The sequence below is a fragment of the Nostoc sp. genome (genome assembly GCF_036917655.1).
Classification (GTDB): domain Bacteria; phylum Cyanobacteriota; class Cyanobacteriia; order Cyanobacteriales; family Nostocaceae; genus Nostoc.
Genome location: NZ_JBALCY010000011.1, coordinates 99,334 through 122,879, shown reverse-complemented (window position 1 = coordinate 122,879; position 23,546 = coordinate 99,334). Strand labels below are relative to the sequence as shown.

The window sequence follows — 23,546 nt, the reverse complement described above, 5'->3', positions numbered from 1 at the left end:
ATTTCCAGAGTGATACGGGATGGAGAGCGCTTTGTGCGAGGATTTAATGAAGTTTATCTAAAAATTTTTAAAGAAGCGATGCCTTCTGGTGCATCCGCTACGCCAAACAAGATCCCGTTCGCCCCTGGCGTCCCGTAGAGAAGGGTACGGCGGGGTATTCGGCGTCGCCAATCAACTACCATCTCGCCAGTAAGTAGGTTGCCATAAATCTTTGTTGTTGCGATCGGGCAGGAGGGAAGAGGGTTTTAGCCTAGTTGATCAATCTTTGAGATAGTTTGGTTTGATTGCGCCAACTGACTTAATCTTCATAATATGAACACTGAAATAAACTCTAAAATACCCGTTGCTTTAACCATTGCTGGTTCAGATAGCGGTGGCGGTGCAGGAATTCAAGCTGATTTACGCACCTTTGCTTTTCACTGTGTCCACGGTACTAGCGCTATAACCTGCGTCACGGCACAAAACACTCTAGGTGTGAGTAGGGTTGATGCCATGCCAACAGAGGCTGTTGTGGCGCAAATTCAGGCAGTAGTTGAGGATATTGGCGTACAAGCTGCCAAAACGGGAATGTTGCTCAATCAGGAAATTATCTTTGCTGTTGCCCAGCAGGTAGAAGCTTTACAAATCGATAATCTAGTAGTTGATCCAGTAATGGTGTCACGTACAGGAGCACAATTGATTGATGATGATGCTGTGAAGACTCTTTGCCATGCCCTGATTCCCAAGGCGGTTATGATCACGCCCAATCGCTATGAAGCCCAAATTTTGAGCGGTTTACAAATCATTTCCTTGGAGGATATGCAAGCCGCGGCTGAAATTATTCACAAGACTTTACAAACGAAGGCTGTTTTAGTCAAGGGCGGAGGTATGCAGGGAGATTTGCGTGGCGTTGATATCTGGTTTGATGGGGACAAGTTGGAAGTTTTGACTACAAAGCAAGTAAATACAAAAAATACGCACGGTACTGGTTGTACACTATCGGCTGCGATCGCTGCTAATCTGGCTAAGGGAAAAGACTTGTGGCAGGCGGTGCAACAGGCAAAAGAGTATGTGACTAATGCACTTACTTACGCCCTAGATATTGGCGAAGGACAAGGGCCTGTAGGACATTTCTTCCCATTGTTACGAAATTAACCTCGTGGTCAGTTATCAAGGGGACTGGGGAAGAAATCTGCCCACTAGAGGCGGTGTTTTAACCTTCTTTAAGATTGAAGAAATCTGCCCACGAGTAGCAGGGTTTTTACCTAATCCCCAATCCCTAATCCTTAATCAGAAATCTTTGCCCTTTCGGCATTTTTCTATTATTCTTGGGCATAGTTTCAGGGCTGACTATCTCTGTTAGCATCTCTGTACGATCTACTTATCTTGATTTTTAATACCAAGCCCCCGATGCGAACAACCATAGGTTCTGTTCACAGGAATTCGCCAACACCGACTACTCAAGCCTACCCTCCCTCTGTACCACTATCTGTATACAGGGAATTGTCAACAGAGTTGCAAGCAGCACAGGCGAGGCTAAATGCACTCACCACTCAAAATCAACAATTAGCGCAAGAAAATCAACTACTACGCCAAGAAATTACCAAAGTCGTTGAGTCTTTTTCTCGCTTGCAAAATTTTGTGGATTCTCATACTACGCCTAGTTATCACCAAGCTACCCAAGCTTCTGGTGATGTTAAAAGTGCCGCCAAACAGCCAGTAACCCAAGCGCGTCCACGTCAGCAGGTTTCTCGCCCATCTCCACCTGTTGTCCCCAAAGCCCCACCCAAACAAAGCCGCCGCCAAGACTTTTCTACACCTGTAATGGAAATAAATTTCCCGATACCAGAACCAGTTTTTATAGAAGAGCAACAAGTAAGTTATTATTCCACTACTGAGCCAGATGCCAAGGGAGTCAGTGGCTGGTGGTTAATTATCACTATCTTGTTAATCATGCTTACTGCCTTTAGTGCTGGATATTTCGTTGTGCGTCCCTTGTTTGAACATCAGAAACGTTAGTTGACACTCCCACAGTCAGCAGCAGGCTTTTGGGCTACCGTGCAATTTGTCTGCAATTACTCTCTAAATATCTCAGCATATCTGCTAAATGGCGCAATTTATCTACTTTTCAGTTATAAAATCTACATAAAATGCTAACTTGACAGCAACTTCTTTATGTCAGAACCTCAAAGATTATCCAATTAATAAATCCTTGCTGGTTCTCATGTCCCAAACCTTCAAGCAAAGCATCTACACTTTAAAAAAGTGGTAATTATTACATATCTTTTAGGAAAAGCACTGCTAGTTACAGCTTCAGACAGCGGATCTGGTTAGATATATAAACGAAGCTAGTAGAATTCAGGAGTCAAAAAGATGAAAAAAGTAGAAGCTATTATCCGCCCATTTAAGCTAGATGAGGTAAAAATTGCCTTAGTTAACGCTGGTATTGTTGGCATGACTGTTTCTGAAGTCCGGGGGTTCGGACGGCAGAAAGGCCAAACTGAACGGTATCGTGGTTCTGAGTACACCGTTGAGTTTCTGCAAAAACTCAAAGTGGAAATCGTAGTTGACGATAATCAGGTTGATATGGTAGTGGACAAAATTATTGCTGCTGCCCGCACTGGTGAAATCGGCGATGGTAAAATTTTCATCTCGCCTGTTGAACAAGTGATTCGGATTCGTACTGGCGAAAAGAACACAGAAGCAGTTTAAAAAAGTTAGGAGTTAAGAGTTAAAAGTTATGAGTTGTGAGTCAGGAATAATGAATTAACAGACGCGATTAATCGCGTCTCTACTCCTAACTCCTGTACAGACGCGATTAATCGCGTCTCTAACTCCTAACTCTCTCCAGTTGCGGAAGTAAAGCTGTAAAAGCCTTGCCTCGATGGCTAATTGACCCCTTCAACTCCCGTGTCATCTCAGCAAAGGTCAATTGCAACTCTTGCACATAAAAAATTGGGTCGTAGCCGAAACCACTATCACCACGAGGTGCGTGGAGAATTTCGCCGCGACAAACACCTTCAGATTGTAATACGATCGCACCATCAGGATCCGCGATCGCTACTGCACAAACAAATTGAGCTTGCCGATTTACTTCGTTGCCTAATTCCCTCAATACCCTAGCAATCCGTTCTGAGTCGGTTTTGGCGTAACGTGCAGAATACACTCCGGGTGCGCCATTTAGGGCATCTACTTGCAAGCCCGAATCATCAGCAATTGCCCAGTTTCCTGTGGCTTTAGCAATTTGTGACGCTTTCAGACAAGCGTTCGCGGCAAAAGTTTCGCCCGTCTCTTCAATTTCCAATTCTTCAGGTTTAAGGGTTAATTCCCAACCAGAATTTGTCAGGTAAGCTTGCATTTCCCGCAACTTACCTGGATTTCCTGTAGCTACTACGAGTAATGTCATCAATTACGAATTATTAGTTAGGAGTTAGGAGTTAGGAGTGATGAGTCATGAGTTATTAAGGGACTTCCAAATAAAAAAATATCCAACTATTTATTGTGGGGTGGGCGTCTGGCCCGCCCATGATTACGGGCGCTAATGTTGCCCACCCCAGAAGATGGAATAATTTATTTCTTGGAAATCCCTAATTCCTAACTCCTAACTCTCAACTCCTCACTAATTTTACTCCGCCCACTGTTTCGCCCAAGCAAGAGTTTGATGCACTTGCTCAATTGTCGGAGCTTCGCAGTACAGGCGTAAAACTGGCTCAGTACCGCTAAACCGAATCATTAACCAGCTTTTATCAGCGAGGCGATATTTGTAGCCGTCAATTGTTTGGCAATCAATTACTGCTAACCCTGCAATTTCCGTTAAGGGTTGGGTTTGCAGTTGTTGCAAAAGACGCGATCGCACTTCCATACTTGCTAAGGGTAAATCAATGCGATCATAAGCTGAGGTAAACCCTGTCTGCTTCTGCAACTGGCGATAATATTCACCTAAATCCAAACCAGATTCTACAATTGCCTCTAACACATACAATGCTGACAGCAGGGCATCGCGTTCGGGAATGTGGCTGCCATAACCAATCCCTCCTGACTCTTCCCCACCCAGCAACACTTTTGCTACTAACATTCTGTCAGCGATGTATTTATAACCAACTGCTGTCTCAAAGACTGGCAGGTTATGTAGTTTTGCTACAAGGGGCATCAAGTCGGAACCACTAACAGTTTTGACTATTTCACCCGTAAAGCCGCGCCGTAGGGTTAAATGGTCGATTAATATCGGGATTAATACTTGGGAACTTAGGAAGTTGGCTTCTCCATCCACTGCTGCAATGCGATCGCAGTCTCCATCAAATACCAACCCCACCGTTAAACCTGATTTATCGGTTTCTCGGTGAGCTTTGATGACTTCAAATAACTTTGAAAGGTATTTAGGTAAGGGTTCCGGCGCACCGCCACCAAATAGGGGATCGCGTTCTGAGTTGATTTCTTTGACCTGATTGCCTAGTAGTTTTGCCAATCCGCCAGCAGCCGCGCCATGCATGACATCAGCAAATAACGTCAATTTGCCAGATGCGATCGCATCTCGAATTTTGGCGATATCAACTTTACCTTCTAGTGCTTCTGTATAACTGGGCCAAGGATCGAATTTCTCTTGCTTGCCTGGGGTAGCTGCTAGTGGTACTACTCCAACCGACAACTGCGCTTCTATCTCTTTTGTGACTTCTGGCGGTACTGACCCACCAAAATAGCCCTTGACTTTTAAACCCAAATATGTACCCGGATTATGACTAGCTGTAATTACCAGCGCCCCTAAAGCATTGAGTTGTTTTGCTGCCCAGCTATAAGCTGGGGTTGGAGCATAGGTTTCGCTCAGTAGCACATCAAATCCAATAGCGGTGACAGTATCGGCAACAGCACGAGCAAAGTCTTCGGCCATGAATCGGCGATCGTAACCGACAATTATTGTCCGGCTACCCACCGTAGAAAAATATGTATTATATAATACTTTTGCGGCAACTGGCGCGACCAGGGCTAGGCGTTCAAAGGTGAACTCGTCACCAATAATGCCCCGCCAGCCGTCTGTACCAAACTTGATTGAGTTAGTTACAACTGGCATCTAGGTATCCTAACTGTCTACTTGAGGATTTTAGCATTTCTACAGTGTGTAAAGTAAAAAAAGAATCTAGTAATAATATGCACTAATAATATTCAACACAAAAGTGAGCAAATTTGTGTATTGCAGAGGTGCGATCGGGTGTATTTCTTTTATTAATTTATACAAAAGGTGAATTATGAACGGTAAACAATTGCTTAGATGTTACGCTGCTGGGGAGAGAGATTTTAGCGGGGTCGATCTCAAAGGAGCTAATCTTAGTGGAGTCCACAGCCGCTTTGACGTTGGTTCTTATGCCGAACCCTACCGCCAGGGAATCACTTCCGATTTGAGCGGGATTAATCTCAGTGGTGCCGATTTGACTCAGGCTGACTTGAGAGGGGTCAATTTGGAAGAAGCCAACTTGAGTAATGCCAACTTGACCCGTGCTATTTTGAACCATAGCAATCTCACCAATACCGACCTGAGTGGAGCTAACTTGACCGAAGCTTGGCTGGAGTGGGCCGAGTTGGATGGTACTAATATGAGAGGGGCTAACTTGTTTGATGCTGTAATCAGAGTTGGGGATGCATTTAGTCCCGATCTGACTGGAGCTAAAAATGTCAAGACCGTCGATTTTACTGGTATGCCTATAGAGTTGACTTTGGAAGACGGAACTGTTATCGACACCACCGACTATGATTGGTAAATTAACTGCTTCTTGAGGCTCAACTAATAGAGGAGCTTGCAATATTGGTTTTCAATTCTTAATTCACATTAGACATGATTTATAAAAAGTATTTTATGAATATCGCTCTGTAAACTTGATTAGACGCGATCGCATTTCTAAAAAATATATATAAACATTAATAATCCTTAATAGTTAATACTATTAAGGATTGTTGAGAAGAGCAAAAACTGCTCACAAACCTGATTGTTCCTTAAAAATCATCGAGAAACTGACTAAGGCGACTGATTACAGGGTCAACCTCTTGAGGAGGGGTAGCAACAGTATAAGAAGTATTATTTACTACTTCTAATTGACTTGGAGACTGAATGAATGATCGATCATTGACCATGAGCGCCAGTTGTGCAACTTGTTGAGAAAGTTGCAGTAAATGGTGTTCCATCGCCTCCAAACGATTAGATCCCTTGGCAAAAAAACGTTCCTCAAGTCCAGCCACTTGACGTTGCAGTTCACCAATTTGTTGATCAATCGGTGTTGTTGCTGCTGTTTGTGGAGCAGGTTGTACAGATTCCGGTACACATAAAGACTGCCACAAGGCTTCTTTACAGAGGTCACTGAAAGTCTTGTCTGGTTGTTTTTCCAAATAACTTTCTACTTGCGCTAACAAGCTTTCATCAGCAAGCTCTGGGTTGAACGTGACGGATTTAACTACCTTTTTTGACCATTGGAACATCAGCTTTATGCCCTAGCAGCGCGATTGGAGGATAATTGTGCCTCTCCATAAATATACTGCCCCAAAGCATTTGCCTGTCGGGAAGGTGCTGCTAAATGAGCATTAATCTTTGCTTCCTTGAGCAGACGTTGAACGTCATCCCAGAAGAACTCACCACCCCCGCCAGTGAGAATCACATCAGTGACGCGTTCTGGCAACCAGGCTAGCACACGGCTACAGATTTCGCGCGAAAACATCTCCGTGAGGTTGGGAAGAAAATCATCTAGGTTGGTGGGCTTGCTAGCGCCTTTAGGACGGTAATAACGTTCACCTCTGGGTTTGTTAACAGCAGAAATCAGCGCTAGAGATTGACTATCTGCTCCCTCAATTTCGGCGGACACCAATTCATAAAACTTATTCATCCCAAAGTCTTCGCTCTTAGAAGCACCTCTGGCAAAACGGAAGTTATCTACCATCAAAAGATCGACGGTTTGATGTCCAATATCGACGATCGCCACCGATATTTTTGTAAAATCGGGACTGCCAGGACTTTTCTTCGGTTGAGCTTCAGACCACAGCAAGCTGCCGTAGCCTTCTGGCATTACCCATACCTTACTGACGTTCAGCGATACAGATTCGCCTCGGAAGTTCAACACATGAGGGCCACCTACTTGGCTAATCAACTGGGCTTTTTCTTTTTCAAATTGCTCTAAGGAAAGAAAAGGCAGACCTAGTACAACTGAGATATCGTCTCTGAGTTTGAAGTAGCCAGCACTTGCTAACACTTTTACCAGTGCAGCCTCTACTTTAGATTGGCCCACTCCTAGATTCGCCCCAAAATCGGCTGCTAGTTGACCAACAGCATATCCATTTCCTTGATACTCCAGCCACAAATCCATTAAGGGGTCAGTAGCCCTGGCTTCAAAAACACCACCGCGTACTTGTTCTATTGACATCTGCTTCACGTTGGCAGGTACGAACACCACATTGCCAGGTTCGCGACTCACACAAGTTTTTGTGGAAGTTCTGCCTAAATCAACACTGAGAATGGTTTTCCCGGAACCACCGCCTGGCTTGGTAATGGAAGGATTACTATTACCAGCATTGATGGGAGTCGTCGATGCTAACGGCTGCCTATTCATGGGTATAGCAGCGGCATTGATTGGGGTAGCAGCGGAAGGTTGGTCTGTCATGAAAGCTCCTAGTTCAAACTTAACTGTAAAAAGTTGTCATGCTCATCTTACAAAAATGCGAGCAACCAGAAATTCTAGGTTGCGTCAAGTGTAGCTAGAAATACGCCAAAAATTAATTCCGGCGATCCCTCCGATGGGCTTTGCCAACGCACATCTAGTATTATTTGGCATAGTGTAGGCGAATTTTGGCCAGATGTAACCCCTGCTTTCACTGCTTTCAAACCAAAAGCGTCCGTGTCTCATCTTCTAGTACGTCTTAACTGGCGCTTGAATATCCAGAAAACAAATGCTAGAACCAAACCCCCAAGTACGATTTTGGATACAGGAGCAAGGTACTTGTCCACAAGTTCATACTGACTACCCAATGCGTATCCTGAGTATGTTAGCAAACCCACCCAAGCCGCGCTACCTAATGTTGTGTAAAACAGAAATGGCAGCAAAGGCATATTGTTGATCCCTGCGGGAACAGAAATCAAGGTGCGGATTCCTGGTACAAGGCGACCAATCAATACTGCTTTTCTACCTTGTCGGTCAAACCACTCTTTGGCCTTGGTGATATCTTTACTAGATATAGCCAGCCATTTGCCATACTTGTCAGCCCAAGCTTTCAAACGGGTTTCGCCCAAAAACTTACCTGGATAATACCAAATAAGTGCGCCCAATACAGAACCTAAAAGTCCTCCGAAAAATACACCAATGATATTCAGCTTTGCCCCTCCTGGTTGATATGGACTTGCTGTAAATCCAGCCAGTGGCATGATCAATTCTGAAGGAATGGGGGGAAAAAGGTTCTCTAGGAACATTAGTAGGGCGATTCCCCAATAGCCAAAATAGTTGATAGTATTAGTTATCCATTCAAGCATTGAGTCAATTCCTGAAATTGCTGCACTAGTCTTGTTACTAAATTCAGCCTTAGCTTTTTCAAAAGGTAATTATCCCCACTTGCTAGAGTCAATCGATTTTGGATTTTGGATTTTAAATTTTGGATTGACCCCGACCACTTTTTGGCTTGGGGCAAGCCGAATTTTAAATTTTGGATTTTGGATTTGTTCCGCCCACTTTAAGCAGGGCATGAACCGAAATAATTTTTAATCTAAAATCTAAAATTGGCACGCTCAAGGTAACTTGGCTGCACTAAAAGTTGACATCGCAACTGAGAAACAGAGTAAGACAAGTGGAAGCTAGGGGCCTGTTTCATTAATTTCGAGGGTTATAAAAGTTCGTAGTCAGTAGCTCTAGCCCTTGAAATTGAGTGATAAATCGCTCACTACGAACCTCACAAAATTAATGAAACGAAGCACTAGGTTTTGTTTTCTAATTTTTTAGATCCCCCTTAGTCGGTTTTTTAAAAGGACTAGGGAGGATCTAAAGATTTGATGGCAAATTTAAAAATATACTCTAGGGTTTTCTTTTGAGGTTGATGCTGTGGGGGAGAGAAGGGAGAAAATTTTACCTTGTCCCCCTTATCCCCCTCTACCCCTCTTCTTGTTCTAAGCTGTCGGGGTCAACGATTGTACTCTTGGTTCCGATTGCCAGTCTAATGGATTCCAAACTCGATCTTCCAGCGCCATCTGCTCAATCAAACTTGCCAGTCTCAGGGCTTTGAGAGCTTGTTCACCACCTACTGAGGGTTGATTACCACCATGTACACAGTTGACAAAATGTTCTAATTCTGCACTCAAGGGTTGAATATTGCTGGTGTAGACTTTTTCAATCACACCATCTTGCCTGTAAAGTACTTGTCGGTGGTCGGTGAGAGAATTGGCAGTCGTTTGTCGGTGAATCAAAATTTCATTCTTGAGAAAATCTGCCTCAGTAAATGAATTTTTGCAATGGGCGACAATCCGGCGAATTTTTCGGTGGGTGACTTTACTGGCAGTCAGAGTAGCAACAATACCATTGGCAAACCCCAAGGTGGCGGTTACGTAATCTAAATAACCAGAGTCCAGGGCGCGACTACCGCTAGCAGTCAATTTCGTGACTGGGGAAGCAGCTAATTCTAAAAGTAGGTCAATGTCATGGATCATTAAATCCAGCACAACCGAAACATCGTTTGCCCGATCTGAGTAAGGACTCATCCTGTGGGCTTCTAGCGCTAGCAATTCCTCAGTTTTCAGCACTTGGCTCAGTTCTTTAAAAGCTGGATTGAAACGCTCAATATGACCTACTTGCAGGATACACCCAGACTCAGCTGCGGCATTTACTAAAGACTCTGCCTCAGAAATACTGGCTGCGATCGGTTTTTCAATCAAAACATGAATTCCCGCTAACAGACAGTTGATGCCCACGGCATAGTGCAGACGGGTGGGAACAGCTACACAAACTGCTTCCACAAGGGGTAGCAGGTCACAGTAATCTTCAAAAAAACGCACCTTGTACTTACTGGCAGTTTCTAACCCTCGCTCGACATTAATATCTGCCACTCCGACTAGTTCAACATCTTTCATTGAACTCAGCACGCGAGCGTGGTGTTGTCCCATGTTACCCACTCCAATCACGCCTATGCGGATTGGTCGTGGGTGGTTGCGCTGTGTATATAGATTCGGTTCTGCCACTGACATGCTATCTTGCACTATTATTCTCTCCTCAACCACCAAATTTAGAGACGCTACGGCCGTTGGCGTTTATACTCGAAAGCCAGTTACGATCCGTCTAAAACCATCCAGATGGTAACATAGAGCCTATGTTTATGAAGAATTTCAAAGTTTGTGATCGGTTCCCGTAATCCAAATATCTTTTGTATAGATATTTCAGGTTTGCTTGGGATTTTGGACTTTCTACAAAAAATAGATGTCTTTTTATTAACTTTAAAAAATTCAGTAAGACCTAAGTGTAAATTCTCCTTAGCATTGCTTCCTGGCATCTTGTTAAGGTTTGATTTGGCGATTTGAAATCCAAAATTTGCAACCGAGATGAAAGCTGTAATTCTGTTATCTGGGGGATTGGACTCTTCCACAATTCTGTACAAAGCTAAGGCTGATGGCTGTGAATGTCATGCTATTTCCTTTGATTACCAGCAGCGACACCGACAAGAGTTACAGTCAGCCCTCACCGTCGCTCAAAAAGCTGGGATCGTGAAACATCAGGTGGTTAATTTTGACTTACGACAATGGGGCGGTTCAGCACTTACCGATGACACCATTGATTTACCCCAAGAACGTTCTCTGGATGAAATGTCTCAAAATATTCCTGTAACCTATGTTCCGGCTCGTAATACCATCTTCTTAAGCTTTGCTCTTGGTTACGCCGAAGCGATCGCAGCTGAACGTGTCTATATCGGTGTCAACGCCTTAGATTACTCAGGATATCCTGACTGTCGCCCCGACTATATCCAAGCAATGCAGGAAGTATTTCGCCTGGGAACCAAACAAGGACGTGAGGGACAACCAATTAATATTGTTGCACCCCTGATCAAGCTGAAAAAAACTGAAATCATCCAATTGGGGAACCAATTGGGAGTTCCTTGGGAGCTAACTTGGTCTTGCTATGCCGGTGGAGATGTCGCTTGCGGTGTGTGTGATTCTTGTCGCTTGCGGCTAGCAGCTTTTGCCGAATTGGGACTTGTTGATCCACTAGCGTATGCTTTTTGAATGAAGAGTGAGGAGTGAGGAGTGAGGAGTGAGGAGTGAGGAGTTAGGAGTTAGGAGTTAGGAGTGAGGAGTGAGGAGTGAGGAGTGAGGAGTTAAAATTCATAAGCTTTTCCACATTTAACTTGACACCAATGGCAAGATGGCCACCCCACAAGAGTTTGATTTAATTCGATTATGTAACTTAGATGTTTTTCAGCTTAACTTTTAACTCCTAACTCTCAACTCCTAACTCTTCTAACCGCCGCAGTTGAATTTGATGCAGGCGTGGGCCAACAATTGATACCACAGTGAATTCGAGATTTTGATAACAGAAGGTTTCGCCTTTGGCAGGAATTTTCTGTAACTGATACAGCAAAAAGCCCCCTAGTGTTTGGTATTCTCTTGTCAAGGGCAAATTGAGATGTAAAATCTCGTTGAGGTCTTCGAGGTTGATTTGTGCCTGCACTAAAAATTTCTGCTCATCTAACATCTGAATCAGTAGGTCGTCGCTGTTTTCAGGTTCGCTGGCGTCGCCGATGATTTCGGCAATGACATCTTTGATTGTCACTAGTCCCACAGTAGAGCCAAATTCATTCACTACCATGACCATAGCTGGTTTCTCTTGCTGCATCATGGGCAAAAGCTCACTCAAGGACGTGTGTTCTGGAACAAACCGGGCGGGACGCATCCAAGGTTGGATTTGTGTATCTAAACTTAGCTTTCCTACAGCCAAAGGTTGTGCCAAATCTTTAAAATAAACAATGCCGCGAACATCGTCCAAAGATTCACCAATCACGGGATAGCGAGAGTAACCAGTAGAAGCCATTTCCGTGAGTAATGTCTGGAAGGTAGCATCTTTTGGCAGCGCGATAATACTGGTGCGGGGGATCATCACATCTTGGGCCATGACATCCCCAAACTCAAAGACATTATTGAGCAGTTCTCGCTCTGCACGCTGTAAACCAGTAGATCCCCATTCTGTAGAGATAATCAGTTGTAATTCTTCGGGAGTCACAGGTGGCCTCCAGCCTTGTCCTGTGTATTGGATGCCAAAAATCCGCAATAAGCAACGAGTTGATTGGTTGAGAATCCAGATGAAGGGGCCAAAAAAACGAACGATCGCTTTTACCGAAGGCCCCAAAAACCTAGCTAGCTGTTCTGAGTACAGCATGGCTAAGGATTTGGGACATAGTTCTCCGATCACAATTTGCAAATAGGCAATCAAGAAAAAGGCAATGGGAATTGATAGAGAATGCGCCAGGAAGGTAGTCATCCCACTGGGTAAAGGCCAGGATTTTAACCATGCATTCACCAGCACAACAATCGTACTTTCGCCGATCCATCCCAGTGCCAAACTAGAGAGGGTAATACCTAACTGGGTGGTAGATAGCAGTCGGTCAATACTACGTTGTAGCATTTCCACAGCGATCGCTGGAATATCCCCAGCCTTAACTAGCTGGTGAATACGCGATCGCCGCACGCTCACCATCGAAAATTCCGCAGTCACAAAAAAGGCATTTATGGCAATCAGTAGTAGCACTGACAATAACCGCAGCGCCACGTCTGTCCAAATTAAATTAGGAAAACCACTCACTGCCAAAGCTCGTGTAAAACTCACGTCCTCCATTTAGGGGAAATGGGGAGTGGGGAATGGCGAGTGGGGGGAGATGAGGGGGACAAGGGAGAATTTACTCCCCCTCTGCTTTGTCTCTTCTCTATTCCCAATGCCCAATGCCCAATGCCCAATGCCCAATGCCCTATCTACCTTTCTACAGGAATATTCGATGCCTCTAACTTCAATTCTTGAGCGGGATAATCAGTGAGAGCGAGTGATATCTTCTTGACATCATCAAGTAAAGCTGTGGGAATGCTCACTGTACCGGAAAATGTTGGCCCATTTGCAGGTAATTCTGTTGGTAAACCCTCTGTACTAGCACTCAGGGTTCGTCCTTTATCATCAGTAACATCTAAAAAACTATACAGGAAGCGCACAGAATCCTTACCTTTGTTCTGCATTTTCACTTTCAGTAGCAAATCACCACCAGAGTAGCGGACAGATTGCACAGACATGGTTACACCCTGACTCTGGGCAGTAACCGGAAAACCTGGCTGGGGTTTTTCTTCAACTACTGCTGGGGGTTTTTCCTCTGGCTTCTGCTTGGTGCTATTGGTTTCTTCATCATCTTCCTCTAGCTTTTCCGATTTAGCAGCCTTGGTCTTACCCTCAATTCGCGCCTTGACAATTTTCAGGATCTCTTCCTCTTTTAATAGCACTAGCCCTCCCTGTTGGGAGTTATTTGTCTTATTGCTGGCAAATTTGGTTGTGGGACGCCCATCTGGTGCGGTAACGCCTTTAAGGGCTGAACTCCCCAGATCAAACCCCAAAAACGCGCTCACAGAACCTGCTCCCAACATCAGGATTAACAAAATCAAAGTAAGAAGTACAGTAGAATTTATTTTCATCGCTGACAAGCTATCACAAAAGAATGCTGGTCTATTTAAGAATAGTGAAGCTTTTGACCTCAATCCTTAAAGGAACTTAATCAATATTAGTTTGCACTATTTCATAATCAAATTATGTAGTATAAAAATATGGTAAACTATTGTCCAGTATTCACAGGTGGTAAATTTGTGCTATAATTACGCAATTGGCTAAACTCAGTGCATAAGGTATTTTCCTCAGTCTAAAGTTAGCAAATAAGGTTGACCTAAGAGTTGAAGTAATTGACTCATAGGAACCCGAAACCCAGTAAAACAAGCGCCTTTGGCCGATTGGGGAGGCAGCGAACTCATAATTCGCCTTCAGGCTGGTTCGATTCCAGCAGGGCGCACTGAATGATTAAAAATTAATAGAGGGCATTGGGCATGGGGTATTGGGCATTGGTTAGTCATTATTATCCCCTGCTCCCTACTCCCCATTACCCCTTATCCCCAGAGGGGGCCCCACCTTCCCCAATATTACCGAGGTGGTAAAGTTTCAAACCTGAATTCAGTTCCCACTTTGAGTTTGTTACTATTCAAACGAGGAGACATCATCAGCGACGTGTCGTAAGGATTTGGTAAATCAGGAGTGCGAATATAAGGATCGTTGCTAACTTGCTGAGTCAGGACATCATGATATAAAGTGTTAACCAACTCAGCATCGTGGGCAATTTCATTTTCTGGGAAGGAACCACCGAAACCGGAACCAGATCCTAAAAATGAGTCTAGCTGACGCTTAAGGCTGCCATTTTCGTAGAAATTGCGATCGTGACGAAAAAAAGCTCCTTCAAATACATCATTCGTAGTTTCATTATTGGGTGTTGCCGTTTGGGCAGATGCAACAGAGGGAAAAGCAATACTAGCAGCAAGCAGCACCAATAAACCACCAAAGGTTTTTAATTTTATACGCACGTTTCTGACTCCTCAATTTTTGGGCAATCTTAATTTATGCTTAAGTTCAGAACTCTGATGAGTTCAACCTTTGGTGTAGCACAACTTTTAATGCTTTGTAATGACGTATCCTACTGAAACTCTTACCCACTCAGATATTTGGGCAACCACTGCTGATTTGACCACTTTGCGCCACAAGCTACTAGATTTATTTTGCCAACTTGCTTATCAAGAAGGTGATTTTCTCCTCTCTTCTGGGCTACGTAGTTCTTATTACGTGAACAAGACACAAGTAACACTCCATCCTCAAGGCGCTTTGGCAGTTGGACGGTTGCTATTTCCTTTGTTACCTATAGATACACAGGCTGTGGGTGGTTTAACATTGGGGGCTGACCCAATTGTGACAGCAGTGAGTATAGTTTCTGTTTATGAAAACCGACCAATACCAGCGCTGATTATTCGCAAGGAAGCCAAGGGTTATGGGACGAAAGCTTATATAGAAGGCCCCAGTTTACCAGAAGGTGCAAAAGTAGTAGTGTTAGAAGATGTGGTGACAACTGGGCAATCTGCTCTAAAAGCAGTTGAGCGTCTTAAGGATGCGGGTTATACGGTAAATCAAGTAATTTCACTGGTAGACCGAGAGCAAGGAGGAGGGGAGTTGTACCAGTCAGCTGGGTTGAAGTTTGAAACTTTGTTTTCGATTCAAGAAGTTCAGAAACGCTACCGACAACTTGCGAATTCATGAACGAGAAGACTTGTACTAGTTCGTAATTAAGAATTACCACTTATTCTAAGATACAAGGGTGCGTTAGAGCGCAGTGCAACGCACCATTTATCTGAACTAACTTCTTCATTAAATTATGTCTGTAATTAACCATATTTTGGGGTAATTTGGGATATAGATTATTAATCTGGTAAATGGCGGAATTCGCGGTTAAACAATTTGGCATAGAAATAACAAAACCCCCGAATTCGGGGGTTTTGATTTAAGGCCAGCAGCTGGATTTGAACCTGCGACCTTCCGATTACAAGTCGGATGCACTACCACTGTGCTATGCTGGCAAGTTTGAGATCGCTCTTATATAGCAACCACAATTTCTAATTGTACCATAATTAATCTATTTGTCTACCTGTAATTGCTAAAAAATATCTCCCTCTGACTAAATTAGGCTAAAAGACCAGAGATTTTGGCAATATCGCGGCTTTTGTGCCCCCTAGATGGTTTAAGCTGCGTAGCAATTGTGATGAAACAGAAAAAAATCAGTGATTCTGCTCACTGATAAAGTTGATAAATTAATATTCATTCATAGCAAAAGCTAACTCAAATCCTGGGCTGGACGCAAAAATATCTGGTACGCTTCTAAAACTGTATTTTTTTGGCACGACTGAATAAAGGAACAGAAATATATAATTATTTTTTACAGATTATAAGCATGGCAGCATTGCTCGGACGAGATTTATTAAGTCTAGCGGACATTAGTCCTACGGAACTTCAAGAACTCCTGCAATTGGCAACTCAACTTAAATCACAACAGTTGAAGTTGCAGTGTAATAAAGTTTTGGGGTTGTTGTTCTCCAAAGCTTCAACTCGGACACGGGTAAGTTTTACTGTGGCGATGTACCAACTGGGGGGACAGGTAATCGATCTCAACCCCAATGTCACTCAAGTTAGTCGCGGGGAACCTTTGCAGGATACCGCACGGGTATTAGATCGATATCTGGATGTTTTGGCAATTCGCACTTTTGCACAGCAGGATTTGGAAACTTTTGCTCACTATGCCAAGATTCCGGTAATTAATGCGCTTACCGATGCAGAACATCCCTGTCAGGTTTTGGCTGATTTATTGACGATTCAAGAAGGCTTTGGTACTCTTGCTGGGTTAACTTTAACCTACGTGGGTGATGGGAATAATGTAGCTAATTCTCTGATGTTGGGCTGTGCTTTGGTGGGGATGAATGTCAGAATTGCTACTCCTAGCGGGTATGAGCCAGATTCTAGGATTGTAGAACAAGCAAGAGCGATCGCTAATCACAAAACTGAAGTCTTGCTCACTCACGATCCAGAATTAGCTGCTAAGGGAGCTGCTGTACTTTACACTGATGTTTGGGCGAGTATGGGGCAAGAAGCAGAAGCAGATAACCGGATGCCAATTTTCCAGCCTTACCAAATTTCTGAGCAGCTCTTGAGCCTTGCTGATCCAGAGGCAATTGTTTTACACTGCTTACCAGCCCATCGCGGTGAAGAAATTACCGAAGAAGTTATTGAAGGTTCCCAATCACGAGTTTGGGAACAGGCAGAAAATCGTCTGCACGCTCAAAAAGCTTTACTTGCGAGTATCTTAGGGGCGGAATGAATAAAAGAGAGACGCGATGAATCGCGTCTGTACAAGTCAAGAGTAGAGACGCGATTCATCGCGTCTCTACAGGAGTTAGGAGTTAAAATAACGAGTGTGCGATTGGCTCCTAACTACTTACTGGTAAAAAATCCCAAATAAATGGGTAAAACAAAAGAGAATATTTTTGCTTTTGCCTTTTATATTTTTACTTTTCTCTTGTTATGGGGAGTTTTTTGTAGTACTAATGTTCTAGAGACATTAATAATTACTTCCCGCAAATTTATGGAACGTCTAACGGAAGCTCAACAAGAACTTTACGAATGGGTAACAGAATACATTCGATCGCACCAGCATTCGCCTTCAATTCGGCAAATGATGCAAGCGATGAATTTGAAGTCACCAGCACCAATTCAAAGTCGTTTGGAACATTTACGCACTAAAGGATATATAGAATGGACTGAAGGCCAAGCGCGAACGATTCGGGTTTTACGTGCTGTTAAGCAAGGTGTGCCAATTTTGGGGACGATCGCAGCTGGTGGTTTAATAGAACCGTTTACTGATGCTGTAGATCATCTAGACTTTTCTAATTTCGAGTTACCTCCCCAAACTTATGCTTTGCGGGTAGCTGGCGATAGCATGATTGAAGATTTAATTGCTGATGGCGATGTGGTATTCTTGCGTCCAGTCGCAGAACCAAATCATTTAAAAAATGGCACCATTGTCGCCGCCAGAGTAGATGGATTTGGTACCACATTAAAACGTTTTTATCGTCAAGGCGATCGCGTTACCCTCAAACCAGCAAATCCTAAGTACAATCCCATTGAAGTCAGTGCTATGCAAGTGCAGGTGCAAGGTTCACTGATTGGTGTTTGGCGCGGTTACAACTGAATAAATGGGGAGTAGGGAGTAGGGAGTAGGGAGTGGGGGACAAGGGGAATAACCAATGCCCAATGCCCAATGCCCAATTCTCAATGCCCAATTCTCAATGCCCAATGCCCTTAACATTTTATGTACCTGACGAAAAATTCAGTGCAGCAACTGCCCACTTTCCGGTTGAAATTACCAATTGCAAGGGAAAGTAAGGGCAGTTATTACACTTCGCAACCATTACCAGGATGCCCAAGAATGCCTCTATCTCTGCAATTGCGGCAATATCAGCGAGAAGCGATCGCTAGCTGGTTTACCAACAATGGCAGAGGGACGCTGAAAATGGCTACTGGTAGTGGTAAAACGATTACCGCATTAGCGATCGCTTGCGAATTATATCAGCAGATTAATTTACAAGTTCTGTTGGTGGTGTGTCCCTACCGCCATCTTGTCACCCAATGGGCGCGAGAATGTGAAAAATTTAATTTGCAACCCATTTTAGCTTTTGAGAATTTACGCACTTGGCAAAGTCAACTATCTACGCAAATTTATAATCTGCGTTCTGGTTCTCAACGGTTTGTGACGGTGATTACTACGAACTCCACTTTAATTGGAGATGGGTTTCAGTCTCAACTCAAATATTTTCCCGCCAAAACTTTAATTATTGGGGATGAGGCGCATAATTTAGGCGCACCCAAGTTAGAAGAAAGTTTACCGCGCACTGTTGGGTTGAGATTGGCTTTATCTGCCACACCGGAGAGGTATTTTGATGATTTTGGCACGCAATCTCTGTTTGATTATTTTGGCCCAGTTCTCCAACCAGAGTTTACTTTGAGGGATGCGATCGCTCAAGGTGCTTTGGTACATTATCTGTATTATCCGGTGTTGGTGGAGTTAACTGAAGCTGAAAGTATTGCCTATTTAAAGTTAACTAAAAGAATTGGGCGATCGCTACTTTATCGAGATAGAGAAAATGGCGGAAATTTTGAAGATAATGAAGATTTAAAGCCATTGTTGATGCAAAGAGCAAGGTTAATTGGTGCGGCGGAAAATAAATTAACTGCTTTGCGGGATTTAATGGCAACTCGCCGCGAAACTACTCACACTCTTTTTTATTGCAGTGATGGTTCACAAGATGCGGGAGAACGTTCATCCCTACGCCAACTTAAAGCTGTTGCTAAAATTTTGGGAGTGGATTTAGGGTATAAGGTAAGCACCTATACGGCTCGAACAACTTTACAAGAAAGGGAAATTTTGCGCCATCAATTTGAAAGTGGTGAGTTGCAGGGTTTGGTGGCAATTCGTTGTTTAGATGAAGGTGTAGATATTCCGGCAATTCAAACTGCGGTGATTTTATCAAGTTCTGGTAATCCCCGCCAATTTATTCAGCGACGGGGGCGAGTTTTACGTCCTCATCCGGCTAAAGAACGCGCCACTATATTTGACATGATTGTTTTGCCACCAGATTTAGATAGAGAAACTATAGAAGTTGAGCGTAATTTGTTGAAAAAGGAATTACGGCGCTTTGTAGAGTTTGCTGATTTGGCTGATAACGCAGGTGTTGCCAGAATGAAGTTACTGGATTTACAAAAGCGATATGGGTTATTAGATATTTGATGATGAATCAGAGAATAGTTGTATTTTTTTGTAAAATTTTTCGAGTTTTGAAAAAAGGTGTATTAAGTATGAAATAATAAGATTATGAGTTTGATGATAATGGGATGTAAGCTGCGTTAAAAATTTCACTTACATCCCATTATCATCAAGATACTTTAATAATAACAGAAAACAATTAAAGAATAAAGTGTTTTTTCAAAAAAAATTAGGATTTTAAAGATAATATCATGTCCGGGTAATTAGTTGTGATTCCCATAGTCATTGCACCCCACACGCGAGATGCTCCCCTTAATCCCCTCCCTGCCGGCGGGGAGGGGAGACAAAGCATAGCTTTGGCTCTTTGGGGTTCTTCGGGTTTAATAAGCAATCAAGCGGACATGATATAACACAAACAGTGGCTTTACTGATGCTATTCCAGCACTAGAGAAAGTTAAAATATAGAAAAAGTATATTTGAAAACTCAATATGTCACAAGAGGCGAATATCGATGATGTGCAGGAGCCAATAACCAGCGCACCGCCGGAAGTACGGCAAATTATTGAGCGGGTATGGAAGCTGGAAAAAGGCAGGCTAGATAAGAAGATTAACAGCCATATAAATGATAATATTTTGGACATTATTAAGGAAGAGGTGCGATGAAGCTAACTTCAATCAAGCTATGCAACTTTCGCTCCTTTTATGGTACGACACCAGAGATGATCCTGGCTGGGGGAGATGCTCAGAACACGACAATTATTCATGGCAATAATGGCTCTGGCAAAACTAGCTTGCTGAATGCCTTTACGTGGGTATTATATGATAAATTTAGTGCAGCATTTGCATCGATAGAGCAGTTGGTAAATAAGCGTGCGATCGCAGAAACTCAAAAAGGTCAAGCTGTAGAATGTTGGGTAGAAATTGGCTGGGAACATGAAGGTAAACGCTATCGAGTTAAACGCGCCTGTCGGGGTTATAAAAACGAAAGTGATTTTGATGCTGGTAAAACTCAATTAACCATGTGGGTTGGTGCGGATGATGGGAAATGGAATATACCAATTCAGCAACCAGACGATATAATTAATCAAATTTTACCGGCTACTTTACATCAATATTTTTTCTTTGACGGCGAACGGATTGAAGAAATCGTTCGTTCTGACAAAAAAGCTGAAATTGCCGAAGCTACAAAAATTTTCTTGGGTGTGGAAGTAATCAACCGTTCCATCAGACATTTGGGAGATGCCAAAAAAGCTCTAGAAAATGAGTTAAAAGCTATTGGTGATTCTGAAACCAAACAGCTATTACGACAGCAAGAGAAGATAGAACGAGAACGTGAACGCATTACCAAACGGCAAACTGAAATTAAAGAAGAGTTAGAATATCAACAAACTTTTAAAAAAGAGACAAGTAATCGTTTACGAGAACTGAGTGCTGCTAAGGAATTGCAAGAAAGATGGCAGGATTTAGAATCACAGAAAGCAGCGAATCAAGAAGAATATAAAAAAACCAAGGAAGCGCTGAAAAAAGTTATTTCCGCGCGGGGTTATACCGTTTTACTGTCAGAAACCACAGCAGAGTTTCGCGGAATTATCAATGATTTGAAGCAGCGCGGCGAGTTAACATCAGGAATTTCGCGGGAATTTGTGAATGATTTACTGAATTCTCAACGCTGTATTTGTGGCGCAGAATTACACGAGGGTAATCATTCTCATACTCATGTGAGTACCTGGTTAAATAAAGCAGGTTCTTCGGCGGTGGAAGAAACTGCAATTCGGATGAGCGCTCAAGTAGATGAAATTGATAAGCAAGCAATAGGATTTTGGGAAGAAGTTGATAGAGAACAAACTAGGATTAATCAGTTAAGGCAAAGCATATCTCAAATTGAAGGCGATTTAGACAATATTCAAGAACGGTTGCGAAAAGATGCTAATGAAGAAATTAGCAGTTTGCAAAAACGTTTAGATGAAATTGAAAGTAAAATTGACGAATTAAATCGAGAACAGGGTGCAAATCAGCAGCAAATTGCTCAACTGACAACTGAAATTGAAGGATTAAATAAACAAATTGCTAAACAAAAGCTGAATGAAGATAAGCAAACTTTAGCACAACGACGAATTAACGCCACTCAAGATGCAATTGAACGGTTAACGGAAGTTAAAAATCGTCAAGAACAACAATTTCGCCTGCAACTAGAAAAGCGAGTGCAGGAGATATTTATGGAGATTTCTGTAACTCCATACATTCCTAAAATTAGCGATAAATATGAACTGACATTAGTAGAAAATACCACGGGTATAGAAGCACCAGTTGCAGCTTCCACCGGGGAGAATCAAATTCTTAGTTTATCTTTTATTGCCAGCATTATTGACAAAGTAAGGGAATGGAGTGAGAAGCGAAAAATGATGATGATTCCCGATAGTAGCACTTTCCCAATTGTCATGGATTCGCCGTTTGGTAGTTTGGATGAAAGTTCACGGCGACACATTGCGAAGACAATTCCCCAATTAGCGAATCAGTTAATAGTTTTAGTTACTAAGACTCAGTGGCGGGGTGAAGTAGAAGCAGAAATGACAGACAGAATCGGTAGAGAATATGTGCTTACGTATTATTCATCTAAGCCGGATTGCGAACAAGATTATATTCAGTTGGGTGTTGAAAGATATCCTTTGGTGAAACAAAGTCCGAATGAGTTTGAATATACTGAAATTATGGAAGTCGAACGGGATAAGTAATTACAGCGTGTCATTTCCGTTACCTGTGCGTAAGTCCGATTTTAGTTACAGTTGAGAAAAGTGGCTTTTGAGAAGGAATAAGGTTATGGTTGCGAGTCCAGACAGAAACTATATGTCCCCCCAGGAATATCTGGAATGGGAAGAACGCCAAGAAATTAAATATGAATATATTGATGGTGAAGTTTTCGCCATGACTGGGGGTACTCTTCCCCATAATGATATTGCTTTAAACTTAGCTTCAGCGTTAAAAAGTCACCTGCGAGGGAGTGGGTGTCGTGTGAATATGGCAGATGGGAAAGTAGGTGTATCTGAGAAGGGGCCTTTTCATTATCCCGATGTTGTGGTGAGTTGCGATGAACGGGATAAACAAGCTATTCAATTTCTCCAATATCCTTGTTTAATTGTTGAAGTTCTGTCCCCAAGCACGGAAGCTTACGATAGAGGTACAAAATTTACGCGGTATCGTCGTATTCAGACTTTGCAAGAATACATCCTCATCGATGCTGAAAAAATTGGTTTAGATTGCTTCCGGTTAAATGATAGAGGACTTTGGGAGTTACATCCTTATGAAGCAGGGGATGAGGTTCATTTAACTAGCATTGATTTCCACTTTCCGATTTCTTTGGTTTATGAGGATGTTCAGTTTGCAATATAAGTTTTGGATAAACGTAGACGCATAAGCGGCTTGCCGCAGGCTACCGCAGAGGCGCAAAGAACGCGGAGGGAAGAGAAGATGGTGAAATTGAGATTATCGCTAACTAATTAGAAGATTAAAACCTCACCCCCAACTCCTCTCCTTAGTAAGGAGAGGGGAGATAAAGCTTAAGCTGTACCTCACTAGATTTGGAAATGCTATATGAGTATTAAAACTGAAGCAACTATTGAAGATTTATATCACTTACCTGACAATTGTAAAGCAGAAATTGTCAATGGAAAATTGGTGCTGATGTCTCCAACTGGATTTTTACCAGGACGTGCAGGCGGTGAAATTTATGCTAATTTGCGTGATTATGAAAGACTAACAAAAAGCGGTTATGCTTTACCTGATAATGTCGGTTTTATTGTCAATCTCCCTCATCGTCGTTCTTTAAGTCCTGATGCCGCATTTTATACTGGCAAACCTACAGGTGGGAAGTTCCTTAATGGTGCGCCTGTGTTTGCTGCTGAGGTGAGAAGTGAAAATGATTACGGTGATAAGGCTGAAAAAGATATGGAAAGTAAACGCCGTGATTATTTTGCGGCTGGTACTTTGGTAGTTTGGGATGTGGATGTACTCAAAGAGGAAGTTATCAGAGTATATGGCGCTAGTAATCCCGAAGAACCGCAAGTGTATCGTCGTGGCGAGGTGGCGGAAGGTGAACCCGCGTTACCAGGATGGACTATGTTGGTGGATAATTTGTTTGTTTAGTGTTTGTTTAGCGATCGCCTGCATACCATCATAAAATAATACCTTGGCAAGTGCGT

At 42.9% G+C, this 23,546-nt stretch carries 23 protein-coding genes and 2 tRNA genes; 14 read left to right on the top strand and 11 right to left on the bottom strand.

Translation table 11 applies throughout. The annotated features are described in order from the left end of the window. Positions 1-53: 53 nt before the first annotated feature. Positions 54-182 (bottom strand): hypothetical protein, encoded by a 129-nt coding sequence (locus tag V7K30_RS06970; RefSeq protein ID WP_334998383.1) that lies wholly within the window; start codon positions 180-182, stop codon positions 54-56. Between the two features lie 130 nt (positions 183-312). Between V7K30_RS06970 and thiD the strand changes: the two genes are divergently transcribed. From thiD to V7K30_RS06955, 3 genes are all read left to right on the top strand, one after another. After that, positions 313-1,134: a bifunctional hydroxymethylpyrimidine kinase/phosphomethylpyrimidine kinase gene (thiD, locus tag V7K30_RS06965; RefSeq protein ID WP_334998382.1), complete on the top strand. Its 822-nt coding sequence runs from the start codon at positions 313-315 to the stop codon at positions 1,132-1,134. Positions 1,135-1,389: 255 nt separating this feature from the next. Beyond that, positions 1,390-1,998 carry a hypothetical protein gene (locus V7K30_RS06960; RefSeq protein WP_334998381.1) on the top strand — a complete coding sequence of 203 codons (609 nt, stop codon included), beginning with the start codon at positions 1,390-1,392 and terminating at the stop codon, positions 1,996-1,998. 354 nt (positions 1,999-2,352) lie between these two features. Then, a complete protein-coding gene (locus V7K30_RS06955; protein WP_012410794.1) occupies positions 2,353-2,691 on the top strand; it encodes a P-II family nitrogen regulator in 339 nt (112 codons plus the stop codon). 118 nt (positions 2,692-2,809) lie between these two features. Here V7K30_RS06955 and rdgB read toward each other — a convergent pair whose 3' ends face one another. Then, entirely contained in the window at positions 2,810-3,388 is a 579-nt protein-coding gene (rdgB, locus tag V7K30_RS06950; RefSeq protein ID WP_334998380.1) for an RdgB/HAM1 family non-canonical purine NTP pyrophosphatase, read from the bottom strand. A 216-nt stretch (positions 3,389-3,604) separates the two neighbouring features. Continuing rightward, positions 3,605-5,044 (bottom strand): phosphoglucomutase/phosphomannomutase family protein, encoded by a 1,440-nt coding sequence (locus tag V7K30_RS06945; RefSeq protein WP_334998379.1) that lies wholly within the window; start codon positions 5,042-5,044, stop codon positions 3,605-3,607. A gap of 175 nt (positions 5,045-5,219) precedes the next feature. Here V7K30_RS06945 and V7K30_RS06940 point away from each other — a divergent pair, with 175 nt between their 5' ends. Next, positions 5,220-5,729: a pentapeptide repeat-containing protein gene (locus tag V7K30_RS06940; protein ID WP_334998378.1), complete on the top strand. Its 510-nt coding sequence runs from the start codon at positions 5,220-5,222 to the stop codon at positions 5,727-5,729. A 232-nt stretch (positions 5,730-5,961) separates the two neighbouring features. Here V7K30_RS06940 and V7K30_RS06935 read toward each other — a convergent pair whose 3' ends face one another. The 4 genes from V7K30_RS06935 to V7K30_RS06920 form a co-directional block, all read right to left on the bottom strand. Next, positions 5,962-6,441 (bottom strand): plasmid segregation centromere-binding protein ParR, encoded by a 480-nt coding sequence (locus tag V7K30_RS06935; protein WP_334998377.1) that lies wholly within the window; start codon positions 6,439-6,441, stop codon positions 5,962-5,964. 5 nt (positions 6,442-6,446) lie between these two features. Continuing rightward, the gene (locus V7K30_RS06930) at positions 6,447-7,613 is read right to left on the bottom strand and encodes a ParM/StbA family protein (RefSeq protein ID WP_334998376.1); all 1,167 of its coding nucleotides are present in this window, start codon (positions 7,611-7,613) and stop codon (positions 6,447-6,449) included. A 239-nt stretch (positions 7,614-7,852) separates the two neighbouring features. Continuing rightward, complete coding sequence (locus V7K30_RS06925) at positions 7,853-8,476, bottom strand: DedA family protein (protein ID WP_334998375.1); 624 nt, start codon at positions 8,474-8,476, stop codon at positions 7,853-7,855. A 627-nt stretch (positions 8,477-9,103) separates the two neighbouring features. Further along, entirely contained in the window at positions 9,104-10,186 is a 1,083-nt protein-coding gene (locus V7K30_RS06920) for a Gfo/Idh/MocA family oxidoreductase (RefSeq protein ID WP_334998374.1), read from the bottom strand. 339 nt (positions 10,187-10,525) lie between these two features. Between V7K30_RS06920 and queC the strand changes: the two genes are divergently transcribed. Further along, positions 10,526-11,203, top strand: a complete 678-nt coding sequence (gene queC / locus V7K30_RS06915) for a 7-cyano-7-deazaguanine synthase QueC (RefSeq protein WP_334998373.1) — start codon at positions 10,526-10,528, stop codon at positions 11,201-11,203. A 211-nt stretch (positions 11,204-11,414) separates the two neighbouring features. Here queC and V7K30_RS06910 read toward each other — a convergent pair whose 3' ends face one another. Together V7K30_RS06910 and V7K30_RS06905 are read right to left on the bottom strand one after the other, a co-directional pair. Next, positions 11,415-12,809 carry a hemolysin family protein gene (locus V7K30_RS06910; RefSeq protein WP_334998372.1) on the bottom strand — a complete coding sequence of 465 codons (1,395 nt, stop codon included), beginning with the start codon at positions 12,807-12,809 and terminating at the stop codon, positions 11,415-11,417. 134 nt (positions 12,810-12,943) lie between these two features. After that, entirely contained in the window at positions 12,944-13,645 is a 702-nt protein-coding gene (locus V7K30_RS06905) for a hypothetical protein (protein ID WP_334998371.1), read from the bottom strand. Positions 13,646-13,940: 295 nt separating this feature from the next. Between V7K30_RS06905 and V7K30_RS06900 the strand changes: the two genes are divergently transcribed. After that, positions 13,941-14,013 (top strand) — tRNA-Ile (locus V7K30_RS06900). Between the two features lie 127 nt (positions 14,014-14,140). On the opposite strand, the gene V7K30_RS06895 is transcribed toward V7K30_RS06900, so the two are convergent. Further along, positions 14,141-14,575, bottom strand: coding sequence for a hypothetical protein (locus V7K30_RS06895; RefSeq protein ID WP_334998370.1), 435 nt, complete (start codon positions 14,573-14,575; stop codon positions 14,141-14,143). A gap of 100 nt (positions 14,576-14,675) precedes the next feature. On the opposite strand from V7K30_RS06895, the gene pyrE reads away from it, so the two are divergent. Beyond that, positions 14,676-15,299: an orotate phosphoribosyltransferase gene (gene pyrE / locus V7K30_RS06890; protein ID WP_334998369.1), complete on the top strand. Its 624-nt coding sequence runs from the start codon at positions 14,676-14,678 to the stop codon at positions 15,297-15,299. Positions 15,300-15,544: 245 nt separating this feature from the next. On the opposite strand, the gene V7K30_RS06885 is transcribed toward pyrE, so the two are convergent. Beyond that, positions 15,545-15,616 (bottom strand) — tRNA-Thr (locus V7K30_RS06885). A gap of 371 nt (positions 15,617-15,987) precedes the next feature. Here V7K30_RS06885 and argF point away from each other — a divergent pair. The 7 genes from argF to V7K30_RS06850 all read left to right on the top strand — a co-directional run bounded on the left by argF (position 15,988) and on the right by V7K30_RS06850 (position 23,490). Beyond that, positions 15,988-16,908 (top strand): ornithine carbamoyltransferase, encoded by a 921-nt coding sequence (gene argF, locus V7K30_RS06880; RefSeq protein ID WP_334998368.1) that lies wholly within the window; start codon positions 15,988-15,990, stop codon positions 16,906-16,908. 264 nt (positions 16,909-17,172) lie between these two features. Continuing rightward, positions 17,173-17,778 carry a transcriptional repressor LexA gene (gene lexA / locus V7K30_RS06875; protein WP_334998394.1) on the top strand — a complete coding sequence of 202 codons (606 nt, stop codon included), beginning with the start codon at positions 17,173-17,175 and terminating at the stop codon, positions 17,776-17,778. A 120-nt stretch (positions 17,779-17,898) separates the two neighbouring features. Further along, a complete protein-coding gene (locus tag V7K30_RS06870; protein ID WP_334998367.1) occupies positions 17,899-19,374 on the top strand; it encodes a DNA phosphorothioation system restriction enzyme in 1,476 nt (491 codons plus the stop codon). Between the two features lie 465 nt (positions 19,375-19,839). Next, complete coding sequence (locus V7K30_RS06865; protein ID WP_180277607.1) at positions 19,840-20,013, top strand: hypothetical protein; 174 nt, start codon at positions 19,840-19,842, stop codon at positions 20,011-20,013. Then, the gene (locus V7K30_RS06860) at positions 20,010-22,082 is read left to right on the top strand and encodes an AAA family ATPase (protein ID WP_334998366.1); all 2,073 of its coding nucleotides are present in this window, start codon (positions 20,010-20,012) and stop codon (positions 22,080-22,082) included. Before V7K30_RS06865 ends, V7K30_RS06860 begins: the two co-directional genes overlap by 4 nt. A gap of 85 nt (positions 22,083-22,167) precedes the next feature. Then, positions 22,168-22,737, top strand: a complete 570-nt coding sequence (locus V7K30_RS06855; protein ID WP_334998365.1) for a Uma2 family endonuclease — start codon at positions 22,168-22,170, stop codon at positions 22,735-22,737. Between the two features lie 201 nt (positions 22,738-22,938). Then, entirely contained in the window at positions 22,939-23,490 is a 552-nt protein-coding gene (locus tag V7K30_RS06850; RefSeq protein WP_334998364.1) for a Uma2 family endonuclease, read from the top strand. Positions 23,491-23,546: the final 56 nt, after the last annotated feature.

What these genes read in the sequence shown, in the direction of transcription:
- V7K30_RS06970 (WP_334998383.1), bottom strand. Translation starts at nt 182, where the DNA reads ATGGTAGTTGATTGGCGACGCCGAATACCCCGCCGTACCCTTCTCTAC.
- thiD (WP_334998382.1), top strand. Translation starts at nt 313, where the DNA reads ATGAACACTGAAATAAACTCTAAAATACCCGTTGCTTTAACCATTGCT.
- V7K30_RS06960 (WP_334998381.1), top strand. Translation starts at nt 1,390, where the DNA reads ATGCGAACAACCATAGGTTCTGTTCACAGGAATTCGCCAACACCGACT.
- V7K30_RS06955 (WP_012410794.1), top strand. Translation starts at nt 2,353, where the DNA reads ATGAAAAAAGTAGAAGCTATTATCCGCCCATTTAAGCTAGATGAGGTA.
- V7K30_RS06945 (WP_334998379.1), bottom strand. Translation starts at nt 5,044, where the DNA reads ATGCCAGTTGTAACTAACTCAATCAAGTTTGGTACAGACGGCTGGCGG.
- V7K30_RS06940 (WP_334998378.1), top strand. Translation starts at nt 5,220, where the DNA reads ATGAACGGTAAACAATTGCTTAGATGTTACGCTGCTGGGGAGAGAGAT.
- V7K30_RS06935 (WP_334998377.1), bottom strand. Translation starts at nt 6,441, where the DNA reads ATGTTCCAATGGTCAAAAAAGGTAGTTAAATCCGTCACGTTCAACCCA.
- V7K30_RS06930 (WP_334998376.1), bottom strand. Translation starts at nt 7,613, where the DNA reads ATGACAGACCAACCTTCCGCTGCTACCCCAATCAATGCCGCTGCTATA.
- V7K30_RS06925 (WP_334998375.1), bottom strand. Translation starts at nt 8,476, where the DNA reads ATGCTTGAATGGATAACTAATACTATCAACTATTTTGGCTATTGGGGA.
- queC (WP_334998373.1), top strand. Translation starts at nt 10,526, where the DNA reads ATGAAAGCTGTAATTCTGTTATCTGGGGGATTGGACTCTTCCACAATT.
- V7K30_RS06910 (WP_334998372.1), bottom strand. Translation starts at nt 12,809, where the DNA reads ATGGAGGACGTGAGTTTTACACGAGCTTTGGCAGTGAGTGGTTTTCCT.
- V7K30_RS06905 (WP_334998371.1), bottom strand. Translation starts at nt 13,645, where the DNA reads ATGAAAATAAATTCTACTGTACTTCTTACTTTGATTTTGTTAATCCTG.
- pyrE (WP_334998369.1), top strand. Translation starts at nt 14,676, where the DNA reads ATGACGTATCCTACTGAAACTCTTACCCACTCAGATATTTGGGCAACC.
- argF (WP_334998368.1), top strand. Translation starts at nt 15,988, where the DNA reads ATGGCAGCATTGCTCGGACGAGATTTATTAAGTCTAGCGGACATTAGT.
- lexA (WP_334998394.1), top strand. Translation starts at nt 17,173, where the DNA reads ATGGAACGTCTAACGGAAGCTCAACAAGAACTTTACGAATGGGTAACA.
- V7K30_RS06870 (WP_334998367.1), top strand. Translation starts at nt 17,899, where the DNA reads ATGTACCTGACGAAAAATTCAGTGCAGCAACTGCCCACTTTCCGGTTG.
- V7K30_RS06865 (WP_180277607.1), top strand. Translation starts at nt 19,840, where the DNA reads ATGTCACAAGAGGCGAATATCGATGATGTGCAGGAGCCAATAACCAGC.
- V7K30_RS06860 (WP_334998366.1), top strand. Translation starts at nt 20,010, where the DNA reads ATGAAGCTAACTTCAATCAAGCTATGCAACTTTCGCTCCTTTTATGGT.
- V7K30_RS06855 (WP_334998365.1), top strand. Translation starts at nt 22,168, where the DNA reads ATGGTTGCGAGTCCAGACAGAAACTATATGTCCCCCCAGGAATATCTG.
- V7K30_RS06850 (WP_334998364.1), top strand. Translation starts at nt 22,939, where the DNA reads ATGAGTATTAAAACTGAAGCAACTATTGAAGATTTATATCACTTACCT.